This window comes from Klebsiella sp. CN_Kp075 (assembly GCF_040065055.2).
In the GTDB taxonomy this organism is placed as follows: Bacteria; Pseudomonadota; Gammaproteobacteria; order Enterobacterales; family Enterobacteriaceae; genus Klebsiella; species Klebsiella aerogenes.
Window position 1 is genome coordinate 5039151 of record NZ_CM198050.1, and the last position, 14627, is coordinate 5053777.

A 14627-nucleotide genomic window follows, 5' to 3' on the forward strand; every position below is an offset into this window, starting at 1 on the left:
CGCCCGCGATAAAGATGGTATATCAAGGAACATACATAAGGGCGATGAAACAATGAAGAATATCGTTTTATGCTGTGCCGCAGGAATGTCCACCAGCATGCTGGTGCAACGTATGAAAGACGCCGCGCAGAAGAAAGGCGTCGAAGTGTCTATTAAAGCCGTGCCGGTAGCGGAGTTCAAAGATAACCTGGCCACGGCGGATATTATCCTGCTCGGCCCACAGGTGAAGTATGAACAGGCAAAACTACAGGCGCTAGCCGACCCGGTTGGTAAAAAGGTCGCCGTTATCGATATGATGGATTACGGCATGATGAAAGGCGATGCCGTTCTTGATAAAGCCCTGAAGCTGATGGAGTAAGGCATGGAAGATTTAGAGACGATTATCATGGAGCTGCTGGTCAACGCCGGCTCCGCGCGCAGTTCTGCCCTCACTGCCCTGCAGCAGGCGCGTAAAGGGGATTTCGCCGCCGCCGAGCAGGCTATGGCCGACTCCCACGAATTTGTAAAGCATGCGCATAAAATCCAGACCCAGCTTATCGGCATGGATGAAGGCAGCGGCAAGCTGCCGGTGAACCTGATTACCGTGCACTCCCAGGATCATCTGATGAACGCGATGGTGATTCAGGATTTAGCGACCGATATGATCGAACTGTATCGCCGCCTGCCGCCCGCACAATAATCCCAATGAGCTAGCAGGCGCCGCCAGCGGCGCCTGTCTCACTTACAGAAAACCGTACATCGCCGCGAACACCCAGCCGAAGACGCAAGAAACGCTCACGCCAATTAATCCTGGCAGGATAAAGCTATGGTTAATGACAAAGCGGCCAATATGGGTTGTGCCTGAACGGTCAAACTGAATCGCCGCCAGATCGCTTGGGTAAGTCGGCAGGATGTAATAGCCATAGCAGGCGGGCGCGGAAGCGACGATATAGGCCGGGTCAACGCCGATCGCCAGCGCCACCGGGACAATCGCCGCCAGCGCCGCCGCCTGAGAGTTGACAAACTTCGATACCAATAACAGCACGATAGCGTAGGCCCACGGGTACTCCTTCACCATTTCTCCGAGTACACCTTTAATCTCGGTCATATGCGCGCCGAACATGGTTTCCGCCATCCACGCGATACCATACACCGCGACGATAGCGATCATCCCCGAGCGGAAAACCTCATTTTTAGAAATCGAAGCCGGATTGGTTTTGGTAATAATAATGATGAGCGCCCCGGAGAGCAGCATGAACATCTGGATCACCAGAACCATAGAGAGAGGCTTTCCGTCGAACGCCGGACGCAATTCAGAAAACGCGCCAAGCAGCGCCACCACGGCAATTGAGGCAAGGAAGATCCACATCGCAATCCAGTTGCTGGTCGGCAGCTTTTTATCCAATAGCGTGGCCGTGTCGCCATAAACATAATGACGGTTTTCCGGTATCGCAATAAACGCCTGGAAGGTCTCGTCTTTATCAAGATCTTTACCGCGGAACCAGCTGAAGATACCAATCGCCAGGATCCCTAGCAGCGTTGACGGAATGGTTATCGCCAGCAAATCGAGAAACTCAAGGTGCTTACCGTTAAAGGTAAAATTCCCGAGCATCGCCACCAGCGAGACCACCGCCACCGAAACCGGGCTGGCAATGATCCCCATCTGGGCGCCAATTGAGCTCGCCGCCATCGGCCGCTCCGGGCGAATATTATTTTTGATAGCCACGTCGTAAATAATTGGCAGGATCGTATACACCACATGGCCGGTACCGCACAGGATCGTCAGCGTACAGGTGACGAATGGCGCGACGATAGAAACGTATTTGGGATTGCGCCGCAGGAGCTTCTCGGCAATCTGCAGCATCACGTCTAAACCGCCAGATGCCTGTAGCGTCGCCGAGGCGGCCACCACCGCGATAATCACCAGCATGACATCAACCGGCGGCTTTCCCGGTTTAAGATGAAAGACAAAAACTAAGATAACTAACCCAATGCCGCCTAAAAGGCCGAGCGCAATACCACCCTTTTTCGCGCCGTAGAACAGACAAATTAAGATAATGATGAGCTGTATAGCAAATTCCATGTATCCCCCAGAAGCTATCCATTAAATAACGACAATACTCTCCGCCTTATTTTTATTTTTGCTCACCTCCTCCATTGCCTTTTAACAGGCGCAGCGAACCCCTCAGTTGCGGTAAACCGAAAAGGATGGGGAAAAGTAATCACATGATTCTTTGAGTGTTTTGACTATATAGCGTTTACGTCGCTTATTTTTTGATACATGTAGAATTTTTATCCATCGATTAGTGATGGCATAAAGAAATAGCAAATTGATAATTACCAGGCATGTTTAATTTGCTAATTAATTGCGGCAATTACATTAAATAAATGTAATTTATTTTAGGTGAGATAAATCGACAGGTAATAAAAAAGCCAGTCAGGTTTCCTGACTGGCTTTTAAGCGCTTAGCGCATCAACGATTAATCGTTGTCAGAACCGCCCAGGCCTGCGTTCAGCAGTTCTGCCAGGTTGGCAGACGCTTCTTCTACGCTCACCTGCGGCGCAGCTGGCTGTTCGCCCGCTGCGCGACGGCGCATACGATCCTGGTGGTACGCATAACCGGTACCCGCCGGGATCAGACGACCCACGATGACGTTCTCTTTCAGACCGCGCAGTTCGTCGCGTTTGCCCGCAACGGCTGCTTCGGTCAGCACGCGAGTGGTCTCCTGGAACGAGGCCGCGGAGATGAAGGACTCGGTTGCCAGAGACGCTTTGGTGATACCCAGCAGGTCGCGGGAATAGGTTGCCGCAACTTTGCCATTCGCTTCAAGCTCGCGGTTAGCGATCTTAACGCGGGAGTATTCAACCTGCTCGCCTTCGAGGAAGTCGGAGCTACCAGCACTTTCGATGGTCGCTTTACGCAGCATCTGACGAACGATAACTTCAATGTGCTTATCGTTAATCTTAACGCCTTGCAGACGATAAACGTCCTGCACTTCGTTGGTGATGTAACGCGTTACCGCGTGTACGCCACGAAGACGCAGAATGTCGTGCGGCGCTTCCGGACCGTCGGAAACCACGTCACCACGTTCTACACGTTCACCTTCGAACACGTTCAGCTGACGCCATTTCGGAATCATCTCTTCGTACGGTTCGCTACCGTCTACCGGGGTGATAACCAGACGACGTTTCCCTTTGGTTTCTTTACCGAAGGAAATGATGCCGCTGATTTCAGCCAGGATTGCCGGCTCTTTCGGACGACGTGCTTCGAACAGATCCGCAACGCGCGGCAGACCACCGGTGATGTCCTTGGTACCGCCAGATTCCTGCGGAACACGGGCCAGGGTGTCACCAGAGCTGATCTGTACGCCATCTTCCAGCTGAACAATCGCTTTACCCGGCAGGAAGTACTGAGCAGGCATATCGGTGCCTGGGATCAGAACGTCGTTGCCCTGAGCATCAACAATTTTCAGCGCCGGACGCAGATCTTTACCACCGGAGGTACGTTCTGCGGAATCCAGAACCACCAGCGAAGACAGACCGGTCAGCTCGTCGGTCTGACGAGTAATGGTCTGGCCGTCGATCATGTCAGTGAAGCGGACGAAACCACTCACTTCGGTGATAACCGGCATGGTATGCGGATCCCAGTTTGCAACGGTTTCACCGCCAGCAACCTGTTCGCCGTCGCCTTTCGCCATAACGGAACCGTAAGGCACTTTATAGCTTTCTTTCGTACGACCGAATTCGTCGATCAGCTTCAGTTCGGTGTTACGAGAGGTGATAACCAGTTTACCGCTGGAGTTCACAACCGACTTCGCGTTGCTCAGACGGATGCTACCTTTGTTTTTCACCTGGATGCTGGATTCAGCAGCCGCACGAGATGCCGCACCACCGATGTGGAACGTACGCATCGTCAGCTGTGTACCCGGCTCACCGATGGACTGTGCCGCGATAACGCCGATAGCCTCACCTTTGTTGATGATGTGGCCACGCGCCAGGTCACGACCGTAGCAGTGCGCACATACACCAAAGTCGGTGTCACAGGATACAACGGAACGAACTTTGACGGAGTCAACGGAGTTCTCTTCCAGCAGGTCACACCAGTGCTCGTGCAGCAGCGTGTTGCGTGGAACCAGAATGTCCGCGGTACCCGGCTTCAGAACGTCTTCAGCAGTCACACGACCCAGTACGCGATCGCGCAGCGGCTCTTTAACGTCGCCACCTTCGATAACCGGCGTCATGGTGATGCCTTCCAGGGTGCCACAGTCGTCTTCAGTAACAACCAGGTCCTGCGCAACGTCAACCAGACGACGAGTCAGGTAACCGGAGTTCGCTGTCTTCAGTGCGGTATCCGCCAGACCTTTACGAGCACCGTGGGTGGAGATGAAGTACTGGAGTACGTTCAGACCTTCACGGAAGTTCGCGGTGATCGGCGTTTCGATGATGGAGCCATCCGGCTTCGCCATCAGACCACGCATACCAGCCAGCTGACGAATCTGTGCCGCAGAACCACGCGCACCGGAGTCGGCCATCATGTAGATGCTGTTGAAGGAAACCTGCTGTTCTTCTTGGCCGTCACGGTTAATAACGGTTTCGGTTTGCAGATTATCCATCATCGCTTTGGATACACGATCGTTCGCCGCAGCCCAGATATCGATAACTTTGTTGTAGCGTTCGCCCGCAGTAACCAAACCAGACTGGAACTGTTCCTGAATCTCAGCAACTTCAGCTTCCGCTTCGCTGATGATTTCGTATTTTTTCTCCGGGATGACCATGTCATCGATACCAACGGACGCACCTGAACGCGCTGCATAAGCAAAGCCGGTGTACATCGTCTGGTCCGCAAAAATAACGGTCGGTTTCAGACCCAGAATACGGTAACAGGTGTTCAGCATCTTGGAGATCGCTTTCTTACCGAGCGCCTGGTTCACGATAGAGAACGGCAGACCTTTCGGTACGATCATCCACAGAATGGCACGGCCAATGGTCGTGTCTTTCAGGCTGGTCTTCGCGACGAATTCACCATTGTCGTCTTTTTCGTATTCGGTGATACGCACTTTAACGCGCGCATGCAGAGAGGCCAGACCGGCGCGATAAATACGCTCCGCTTCTTTCGGGCCAGTCAGCACCATGCCTTCGCCTTTGGCGTTAACACAGTCACGGGTCATGTAGTACAGACCCAGTACAACGTCCTGAGACGGAACGATGATTGGTTCGCCGTTCGCCGGGGACAGGATGTTGTTGGTAGACATCATCAGCGCACGCGCTTCCAGCTGGGCTTCCAGCGTCAGCGGTACGTGAACAGCCATCTGGTCACCATCGAAGTCGGCGTTATATGCCGCACAAACCAGCGGGTGCAGCTGAATAGCTTTACCTTCGATCAGAACCGGTTCGAACGCCTGGATACCCAAACGGTGCAGTGTTGGCGCACGGTTCAGCAGTACCGGGTGTTCGCGGATAACTTCGTCCAGGATATCCCAAACGACGGCTTCTTCGCGCTCAACCATTTTCTTAGCGGCTTTGATGGTGGTGGCCAGGCCACGCAGTTCCAGCTTGCCGTAGATGAACGGTTTGAACAGCTCCAGCGCCATTTTCTTCGGCAGACCGCACTGATGCAGACGCAGGTATGGACCTACGGTGATTACAGAACGACCGGAGTAGTCAACACGCTTACCGAGCAGGTTCTGACGGAAACGACCCTGTTTACCTTTGATCATATCGGCCAAAGATTTCAGAGGACGTTTATTAGAACCGGTGATCGCACGACCGCGACGACCGTTATCCAGCAGGGCGTCGACCGCTTCCTGCAGCATACGTTTTTCGTTGCGTACGATGATATCCGGCGCAGCCAGATCCAGCAGACGTTTCAGACGGTTGTTACGGTTAATGACGCGACGATACAGATCGTTCAGGTCAGAAGTCGCAAAACGACCGCCATCCAGCGGAACCAGCGGACGCAGATCTGGCGGCAGAACCGGCAGAACGGTCAGGATCATCCACTCCGGCTTGTTGCCAGATTGAACGAACGCTTCCAGCAGCTTAATGCGCTTGGTCAGCTTTTTACGCTTGGTTTCGGAGTTGGTTTCGTTCAGCTCTTCACGCAGCTGCTCGCACTCTTGCTCCAGGTCCATGCTTTTCAGCAGGGCCTGAATAGCTTCGGCGCCCATCTTCGCGTCGAATTCATCACCGAACTCTTCCAGCGCGTCCAGGTACTGCTCTTCAGTCAGAATCTGGTTGCGTTCGAGGTTGGTCATGCCACCTTCGATAACAACATAAGATTCAAAGTACAGTACGCGTTCGATATCACGCAGCGGCATATCCAGCAGCAGACCGATACGGGACGGCAGAGACTTCAGGAACCAGATGTGGGCAGTCGGAGACGCCAGCTCGATGTGGCCCATGCGCTCACGACGCACTTTGGTCTGGGTCACTTCAACGCCGCACTTCTCACAGATAACACCACGGTGTTTCAGGCGCTTGTACTTACCGCACAGGCACTCATAGTCTTTTACTGGCCCGAAAATACGAGCGCAGAACAGACCGTCACGTTCTGGCTTGAACGTACGGTAGTTAATGGTTTCCGGCTTTTTAACTTCACCGAAAGACCATGAACGGATCATGTCTGGCGATGCCAGAGCAATTTTGATCGCATCAAACTCTTCGGTTTTAGTTTGCGCTTTCAGAAACTTTAATAAGTCTTTCACGGATTTGCTCCCGTCGGAGTTAGCACAATCTGGCGCCGGGTTTTACCCCGGCACCAGTGACCTGTTTGAGCGAGAGTTACTCGTCTTCCAGTTCGATGTTGATGCCCAGCGAGCGGATTTCTTTCAACAGTACGTTGAAGGATTCCGGCATGCCCGGTTCCATCTGGTGGTTGCCGTCCACGATGTTTTTATACATCTTGGTACGACCGTTCACGTCATCAGACTTAACGGTGAGCATTTCCTGCAGGGTGTAGGCCGCGCCGTATGCTTCCAGCGCCCACACTTCCATCTCACCGAAGCGCTGACCACCGAACTGCGCCTTACCACCCAGCGGCTGCTGAGTAACCAGGCTGTAAGAACCGGTGGAACGAGCGTGCATTTTGTCGTCGACCAGGTGGTTCAGTTTCAGCATGTACATGTAACCTACGGTTACCGGACGTTCGAACTGTTCACCGGTGCGGCCGTCAAACAGAGTGATCTGACCGGAAGTCGGCAGGTCGCCCAGCTGCAGCAGCTCTTTGATTTCAGCTTCTTTCGCACCGTCGAATACCGGCGTTGCGATCGGCATGCCTTTACGCAGGTTTTCAGCCAGACGCAGAACTTCTTCATCGCTGAAGGTATTCAGGTCAACTTTCTGGCGAACGTCAGCGCCCAGATCGTAAGCACGCTGGATGAATTCGCGCAGTTTCGCGACTTCTTGCTGCTGTTTCAGCATGGCGTTGATCTTATCGCCGATACCTTTCGCAGCCATACCCAGGTGAGTTTCCAGGATCTGACCGATGTTCATACGAGACGGTACGCCCAGCGGGTTCAGTACGATATCTACCGGCGTACCGTTAGCATCGTGCGGCATATCTTCGATCGGGTTGATCTTAGAGATAACACCCTTGTTACCGTGACGACCCGCCATCTTATCACCAGGCTGGATACGGCGTTTAACGGCCAGGTATACCTTAACAATCTTCAGCACGCCCGGTGCCAGATCGTCGCCTTGGGTGATTTTACGGCGTTTCGCTTCGAGTTTTTTCTCGAACTCGTGTTTCAGTTCGTCATACTGCTCAGCCAGTTGCTCCAGCTGATTTTGTTTCTCTTCGTCGGTCAGGCCCAGTTCCAGCCAGCGATCGCGCGGCAGTTTGTCGAGCTTGTCAGCTTCAACGCCACCGGCAACCAGCACAGCGTAGATACGGCTGAACAGACCAGCTTCGAGGATCTGCAGTTCTTCAGACAGGTCTTTTTTAGCCTGCTTCAGCTGCATCTCTTCGATCTCAAGAGCACGCTTGTCTTTTTCTACGCCGTCACGGGTAAACACCTGAACGTCGATAACGGTACCAGAGACACCGTTCGGTACGCGCAGAGAAGAGTCTTTAACGTCAGACGCTTTCTCACCGAAGATCGCGCGCAGCAGTTTCTCTTCCGGAGTCAGCTGGGTTTCACCTTTCGGGGTTACCTTACCAACCAGAATGTCGCCGCCGGTCACTTCCGCACCGATATAAACGATACCGGATTCATCCAGTTTAGAGAGCGCGGCTTCACCCACGTTCGGGATGTCAGCGGTGATCTCTTCCGGCCCCAGCTTGGTGTCACGGGACACGCATGCCAGTTCCTGAATGTGGATGGTGGTGAAACGGTCTTCCTGGACAACACGCTCGGATACGAGGATGGAGTCTTCGAAGTTGTAGCCGTTCCACGGCATGAACGCTACGCGCATGTTCTGACCCAGCGCCAGTTCACCGAGGTCGGTGGACGGGCCGTCGGCCAGGACGTCGCCGCGTTCAATTGGTTCACCCAGGGACACGCAAGGCATCTGGTTGATGCAGGTGTTCTGGTTAGAACGGGTGTACTTGGTCAGGTTATAGATGTCGATACCTGCTTCGCCCGGGTACATCTCGTCTTCGTTAACTTTGATAACGATACGGGAAGCATCCACGTACTGAACGGTACCGCCACGTTTAGCCACCGCAGTAACACCGGAGTCAACGGCAACAGCACGTTCCATACCGGTACCAACCAGCGGCTTATCAGCGCGCAGAGTCGGAACCGCCTGACGTTGCATGTTCGCACCCATCAATGCACGGTTGGCGTCATCGTGTTCCAGGAACGGGATCAGGGACGCACCGACGGATACCACCTGCTGGGTGGATACGTCCATGTAGTCAACCTGGTCGCGGCTGAACAAGCTGGATTCGCCTTTACTACGGCAGGTAACCAGATCTTCAACAAAGTGGCCTTCGTCATCCAGGTTGGAGTTCGCCTGAGCGATGACGTAGTTACCTTCTTCGATAGCAGACAGGTAATGAATTTCGTCGGTAACAACACCGTCGGTCACTTTACGATACGGGGTCTCAAGGAAACCGTATTCGTTAGTCTGTGCGTACACGGACAGGGAGTTGATCAGACCGATGTTCGGACCTTCAGGCGTTTCGATTGGACATACGCGACCATAGTGAGTCGGGTGTACGTCTCGAACTTCGAAGCCTGCGCGTTCACGGGTCAGACCGCCTGGGCCGAGTGCGGAGATACGACGTTTGTGCGTAATCTCAGACAGCGGGTTGTTCTGGTCCATAAACTGGGACAGCTGGCTGGAACCAAAGAACTCTTTCACTGCTGCGGAAATCGGCTTGGCGTTGATCATATCCTGAGGCATCAGGGTATCCAGATCGCCCAGAGACAGACGCTCTTTAACCGCACGCTCTACACGCACCAGGCCAACGCGGAACTGGTTTTCCGCCATTTCGCCAACGGAACGGATACGACGGTTGCCGAGGTGGTCGATATCATCGACTTCGCCTTTACCGTTACGGATATCGATGAGCTTCTTCATCACTTCGATGATGTCGTCTTTGCTCAGGATACCGGAACCTTCGATTTCGTCGCGCAGCAGAGAACGGTTGAACTTCATACGACCAACCGCGGACAGATCGTAGCGGTCTTCGGAGAAGAACAGGTTCTCAAACAGGCTTTCAGCCGCTTCACGAGTCGGCGGCTCACCCGGGCGCATCATGCGGTAGATTTCTACCAGCGCGCTCAGACGATCGTTGGTTGGGTCGACGCGTACAGTTTCAGAAATGTACGGACCGTGGTCCAGATCGTTGGTGAACAGCGTTTCGATACGCTTGTGGCCGGACTGGCTCAGTTTAGCCAGCAGATCCAGGCTCAGCTCCATGTTCGCCGGGCAGATCAGTTCGCCGGTCGCTTCGTCGATGTAGTCTTTAGAAGCAACTTTACCCGCGATGTACTCAACCGGAACTTCGATATGTTTGATATCGTCTTTTTCCAGCTGGCGAATATGGCGCGCGGTAATACGACGGCCTTTCTCAACGTACACTTTACCGTTGGCTTCGATATCGAAGGAGGCGGTTTCACCGCGCAGACGCTCCGGTACCAGCTCCATCTGCAGCTTGTTGTCGCGAATTTCAAAGACCACTTTCTCGAAGAACAGGTCAAGGATCTGCTCAGTGGTGTAATTCAGCGCGCGCAGAATGATGGTTGCAGGCAGTTTACGACGACGGTCGATACGAACGAACAGGTTGTCTTTCGGGTCGAATTCGAAGTCCAGCCAGGAACCACGGTAAGGAATGATACGTGCGTTATACAGGACCTTACCGGAAGAGTGAGTCTTACCTTTGTCACTGTCAAAGAAGACGCCCGGGCTACGGTGCAGCTGAGAAACGATAACACGCTCGGTACCGTTGATAACGAAGGTACCGTTGTCGGTCATGAGCGGGATTTCGCCCATGTAGACTTCTTGTTCTTTAATGTCTTTAACGGTGCCTTCCGGCGCTTCGCGCTCGTAGATCACCAGACGCAGTTTCACGCGCAGCGGTGCGGAATACGTCACGCCACGGATCTGACATTCTTTAACATCAAAAACAGGTTCGCCCAGACGGTAGCTGACGTATTGCAGCTCTGAATTACCGCTGTAGCTCTGAATCGGGAATACGGAACGGAAGGCTGCTTCCAGACCATACTGCCCTTCAGGATCTTGCTCGATAAACTTCTGGAACGAGTCAAGCTGGATAGAAAGGAGATAAGGCACATCCAGAACTTGTGGACGTTTACCAAAATCCTTACGAATACGTTTTTTCTCGGTATAGGAGTAAACCATAGGGTTCCTCAGCTCGCTGACAAGTCGACCCATCTGCCCGGAAAGGGCAGTTTTTTATGCAACACTATTTTGTTGACCGGAAAATGGAACACTTTCCGCAATGCCTGTTGCTATCACGCTTAAACCATTTCATTGCGATTTACACAGCCCAGGAACCCTAACCTGTCGCAGTATATTAAGTCGTCGATAGAAACAAGCATTGTGAGGCAAACCAGCAGTCAAACAGTGTGAAATGCTACTGGCGCCTTACAGCGCAAAAAGGCTGGTGACTAAAAAGTCACCAGCCTCAGCCTAATTTCTCAGGCTGCAACCGGAAGGGTTGGCTTATTTAACTTCAACTTCAGCGCCAGCTTCTTCCAGAGATTTTTTCAGAGCTTCAGCGTCGTCTTTGCTGATGCCTTCTTTCAGTGCAGCCGGTGCAGATTCTACCAGGTCTTTAGCTTCTTTCAGACCCAGGCCAGTCGCGCCACGTACTGCTTTGATAACAGCAACTTTGTTAGCGCCAGCAGCTTTCAGAATTACGTCGAATTCAGTTTTTTCTTCAGCAGCTTCAGCCGGGCCAGCAGCTACAGCTACAGCAGCAGCAGCGGAAACACCGAATTTTTCTTCCATTGCAGAGATCAGCTCAACAACGTCCATTACGGACATAGCGGATACTGCTTCAATGATTTGATCTTTAGTGATAGACATTTAAATTGTTCCTGAATATCAGAATAAGTTTATACGTAAGCGAGTGCTTTACAAAGATAACTGCGATTAAGCAGCTTCTTTCGCATCGCGTACAGCAGCCAGAGTACGAACCAGTTTGCCAGCCGAAGCTTCTTTCATGGTTGCCATCAGGCGTGCAATTGCTTCTTCGTAGGTCGGCAGAGTTGCCAGGCGGTCGATTTGCGACGCCGGGATCAGCTCACCTTCAAAGGCAGCGGCTTTGACCTCAAATTTTGCATTCGCTTTCGCGAACTCTTTGAACAGACGAGCAGCAGCGCCCGGGTGTTCCATAGAGTATGCAATCAGGGTCGGACCAACAAACGTGTCTTTCAGGCACTCGAACGGAGTACCTTCAACGACGCGGCGCAGCAGGGTGTTACGAACAACACGCATGTAAACGCCAGCTTCACGACCTGCTTTACGCAGTTCAGTCATTTTATCTACAGTTACGCCACGGGAATCCGCAACTACTGCAGACAGCGCGCCTTTGGCTACTTCGCTGACTTCAGCAACAATCGCTTGTTTGTCTTGAAGATTTAAAGCCATTAGCTTTGCTCCTGGATGTTTGCCAGAGCTTATGCTCTGGAACTCACTTCACTCTATTCAACGAATAGAGCGTCTTAATACGGTGAGCAGAAACAAGCCAGAGTATCCAAAAAAATAATCTTAGCGTTCTGTCACCGTCTACGCAGGGGATTAAGTTTCTTACGAAACACCTGCGGTCTTCGACGGAGGCCTGGATAGGCCAGGCTCCAACGAACAAATTCTTCCTATGACTTGGTCCTTCGAACCGCAGCGGCGTTAGCTGCAATTCAAATGACTCGCATAGCGTCTGTCTTATTGACAGAATCGTGGGGGTAAGATTGTAGACAAAATCACCGCCCACGTAAAGGCATTAGTTTGCAGAAGCGTTCAGGCCAGCCTGATCTACTGCAACACCTGCACCCATGGTGGTGGAGATGCTAACTTTCTTGATGTACACGCCTTTAGCCTGAGTCGGTTTTGCTTTTTTCAGCGCAACCAGCAGAGCTTCCAGGTTTTCTTTCAGTTTGTCAGCGTCAAAGTCCACTTTACCGATGGTGGTGTGGATGATGCCGTTTTTGTCGTTACGATAACGAACCTGACCTGCTTTAGCGTTCTTAACCGCTTCAGCAACGTTAGGAGTTACGGTACCAACTTTCGGGTTTGGCATCAGGCCGCGCGGGCCCAGAACCTGGCCCAGCTGGCCAACAACGCGCATTGCATCCGGGGAAGCAATAACAACGTCAAAGTTCATTTCGCCTTTCTTGATCTGGTCAGCCAGATCTTCCATACCTACCAGCTCGGCGCCTGCAGCTTTAGCAGCTTCAGCGTTCGGGCCCTGTGCAAATACGGCAACGCGAACAGAACGGCCAGTACCGTGCGGCAGTACAGTTGCACCACGTACGTTCTGGTCAGATTTACGAGCATCGATGCCCAGGTTTACAGCAACGTCAACGCTTTCAACGAACTTAGCGGTCGCCAGTTCTTTCAGCAGAGAGATGGCTTCGTTGATGTCGTACTGTTTAGTTGCATCAACTTTCTCACGAATCACGGACATGCGCTTGGTCAGTTTAGCCATTTCTTAGTCCTCCACTACCAGGCCCATGGAACGTGCAGTACCTTCGATGGAGCGAGTCATCGCTTCAATGTCGGCACCAGTCATGTCGGCAGCTTTGGTCTGCGCGATTTCCTGCAGCTGAGCGCGGGAAATTTTACCAACTTTCTCTTTGTTCGGCTTACCGGAGCCGGACTTGATACCAGCCGCTTTTTTCAGCAGAACTGCTGCCGGCGGAGTTTTGGTAACGAAAGTGAAAGAACGGTCAGCGTAAACGGTGATAACAACCGGGATTGGCAGACCTTTTTCCATGGATTCAGTTTTTGCGTTGAACGCTTTGCAGAATTCCATGATGTTAACGCCCTGCTGACCCAGTGCTGGACCAACCGGCGGACTCGGGTTTGCCATACCAGCTGCAACCTGCAGCTTGACGTAGGCTTGTACTTTCTTAGCCATTCTTAAATCCTCGAATTGGGTATTAACGCTTCAGAGAAGCTCCCCGTGATTAAACATCGTTTTACGGGCCAGGCCCATAAAAACAAAAGGCGCGAAATTGTATTCCAATTTCGCGCCCTATGCAACGATTAAATCGCTGCTTTTTTGATCGCCAGCTTACGCCTTCTCAACCTGACCGAAGTCCAGCTCTACCGGAGTCGCACGACCGAAGATAGAAACGGAAACTTTCAGACGGGACTTCTCGTAGTCCACTTCTTCAACAACGCCGTTAAAGTCAGCAAACGGACCGTCGTTAACGCGAACCATTTCGCCCGGTTCAAACAGCGTTTTCGGACGTGGCTTATCGCCAACCTGCTGCAGACGGTTCATGATGGCATCGACTTCTTTGTCGCTGATCGGCGCCGGACGGTCGGAAGTACCGCCGATGAAGCCCATCACGCGCGGGACGCTGCGCACCAGGTGCCAGCTCGCGTCGTTCATGACCATCTGAACCAGAACGTAGCCTGGGAAGAATTTGCGTTCGCTTTTGCGACGCTGGCCGCCACGGATTTCAACCACTTCTTCGGTCGGAACCATGACTTCGCCAAACAACTCTTCCATGTTGTGTAATTTGATATGTTCACGCAGCGAAGTAGCTACGCGACCTTCAAAACCGGAAAACGCCTGAACGACGTACCAGCGCTTTTTAGGAGCTTCAGACATCTCAGAACCTCAGGCCAGTGATAAAGGATACCAGGCGAACCAGAATACCATCCAGTCCCCACAGGATCAGTGACATTACTGCAGTTACGGCAGCAACAATCAGCGTGGTGTGCAGCGTTTCCTGGCGGGTCGGCCAGATCACTTTGCGGACTTCGGTTCTCGCTTCGCGGGCGAAGGCGACAGTCGCCTTACCTTTTGTCGTTAACAGAGCGACGCCACCGGCAGCAGCGATAAGAATCACCACGGCCAGCGCACGGATCGCCAGCATAATGTCGCGATAAAGGAAGTTGCCTACGATGGCTACGATCAGCAGCACGGCAACGATAACCCACTTCAACGCTTCCAGGCCGCGCCCGCTCCCTTGAGCTTCGGTATTCGCACTCATAAACCAACCTGT

General features: G+C 52.7%; 11 protein-coding genes. 2 read left to right on the forward strand and 9 right to left on the reverse strand.

Annotated features, from left to right (window positions below):
• Window positions 1-97: 97 nt before the first annotated feature.
• Together ABLV78_RS23945 and ABLV78_RS23950 are read left to right on the forward strand one after the other, a co-directional pair.
• Window positions 98-358, forward strand: coding sequence for a PTS sugar transporter subunit IIB (locus ABLV78_RS23945; protein WP_242436989.1), 261 nt, complete (start codon window positions 98-100; stop codon window positions 356-358).
• Between the two features lie 3 nt (window positions 359-361).
• Entirely contained in the window at window positions 362-679 is a 318-nt protein-coding gene (locus ABLV78_RS23950) for a PTS lactose/cellobiose transporter subunit IIA (RefSeq protein WP_045397355.1), read from the forward strand.
• A gap of 42 nt (window positions 680-721) precedes the next feature.
• Here ABLV78_RS23950 and dcuB read toward each other — a convergent pair whose 3' ends face one another.
• From dcuB to secE, 9 genes are all read right to left on the reverse strand, one after another.
• Window positions 722-2062: an anaerobic C4-dicarboxylate transporter DcuB gene (gene dcuB / locus ABLV78_RS23955; protein WP_045397357.1), complete on the reverse strand. Its 1341-nt coding sequence runs from the start codon at window positions 2060-2062 to the stop codon at window positions 722-724.
• 397 nt (window positions 2063-2459) lie between these two features.
• Window positions 2460-6683: a DNA-directed RNA polymerase subunit beta' gene (gene rpoC, locus ABLV78_RS23960; RefSeq protein ID WP_045397360.1), complete on the reverse strand. Its 4224-nt coding sequence runs from the start codon at window positions 6681-6683 to the stop codon at window positions 2460-2462.
• Window positions 6684-6759: 76 nt separating this feature from the next.
• Window positions 6760-10788, reverse strand: coding sequence for a DNA-directed RNA polymerase subunit beta (gene rpoB, locus ABLV78_RS23965; protein ID WP_015704004.1), 4029 nt, complete (start codon window positions 10786-10788; stop codon window positions 6760-6762).
• A gap of 324 nt (window positions 10789-11112) precedes the next feature.
• Complete coding sequence (rplL, locus tag ABLV78_RS23970) at window positions 11113-11478, reverse strand: 50S ribosomal protein L7/L12 (protein WP_003033114.1); 366 nt, start codon at window positions 11476-11478, stop codon at window positions 11113-11115.
• Between the two features lie 66 nt (window positions 11479-11544).
• On the reverse strand, window positions 11545-12042 hold the full coding sequence (gene rplJ, locus ABLV78_RS23975; protein WP_004097644.1) for a 50S ribosomal protein L10: 498 nt from the start codon (window positions 12040-12042) through the stop codon (window positions 11545-11547).
• A 349-nt stretch (window positions 12043-12391) separates the two neighbouring features.
• Window positions 12392-13096 carry a 50S ribosomal protein L1 gene (gene rplA, locus ABLV78_RS23980; RefSeq protein ID WP_015368826.1) on the reverse strand — a complete coding sequence of 235 codons (705 nt, stop codon included), beginning with the start codon at window positions 13094-13096 and terminating at the stop codon, window positions 12392-12394.
• Between the two features lie 3 nt (window positions 13097-13099).
• Window positions 13100-13528, reverse strand: a complete 429-nt coding sequence (gene rplK / locus ABLV78_RS23985; RefSeq protein ID WP_020079906.1) for a 50S ribosomal protein L11 — start codon at window positions 13526-13528, stop codon at window positions 13100-13102.
• A 156-nt stretch (window positions 13529-13684) separates the two neighbouring features.
• Window positions 13685-14230 (reverse strand): transcription termination/antitermination protein NusG, encoded by a 546-nt coding sequence (gene nusG, locus ABLV78_RS23990; RefSeq protein ID WP_007665882.1) that lies wholly within the window; start codon window positions 14228-14230, stop codon window positions 13685-13687.
• A gap of 1 nt (window position 14231) precedes the next feature.
• Complete coding sequence (gene secE, locus ABLV78_RS23995; protein ID WP_015368827.1) at window positions 14232-14615, reverse strand: preprotein translocase subunit SecE; 384 nt, start codon at window positions 14613-14615, stop codon at window positions 14232-14234.
• Window positions 14616-14627 lie beyond the last annotated feature (12 nt).

Bases quoted from the DNA above. Each gene is read 5' to 3' on its own strand.
- ABLV78_RS23945 (WP_242436989.1), top strand. From the start codon at position 98: ATGCTGGTGCAACGTATGAAAGACGCCGCGCAGAAGAAAGGCGTCGAA.
- ABLV78_RS23950 (WP_045397355.1), top strand. From the start codon at position 362: ATGGAAGATTTAGAGACGATTATCATGGAGCTGCTGGTCAACGCCGGC.
- dcuB (WP_045397357.1), bottom strand. From the start codon at position 2,062: ATGGAATTTGCTATACAGCTCATCATTATCTTAATTTGTCTGTTCTAC.
- rpoB (WP_015704004.1), bottom strand. From the start codon at position 10,788: ATGGTTTACTCCTATACCGAGAAAAAACGTATTCGTAAGGATTTTGGT.
- rplL (WP_003033114.1), bottom strand. From the start codon at position 11,478: ATGTCTATCACTAAAGATCAAATCATTGAAGCAGTATCCGCTATGTCC.
- rplJ (WP_004097644.1), bottom strand. From the start codon at position 12,042: ATGGCTTTAAATCTTCAAGACAAACAAGCGATTGTTGCTGAAGTCAGC.
- rplA (WP_015368826.1), bottom strand. From the start codon at position 13,096: ATGGCTAAACTGACCAAGCGCATGTCCGTGATTCGTGAGAAAGTTGAT.
- rplK (WP_020079906.1), bottom strand. From the start codon at position 13,528: ATGGCTAAGAAAGTACAAGCCTACGTCAAGCTGCAGGTTGCAGCTGGT.
- nusG (WP_007665882.1), bottom strand. From the start codon at position 14,230: ATGTCTGAAGCTCCTAAAAAGCGCTGGTACGTCGTTCAGGCGTTTTCC.
- secE (WP_015368827.1), bottom strand. From the start codon at position 14,615: ATGAGTGCGAATACCGAAGCTCAAGGGAGCGGGCGCGGCCTGGAAGCG.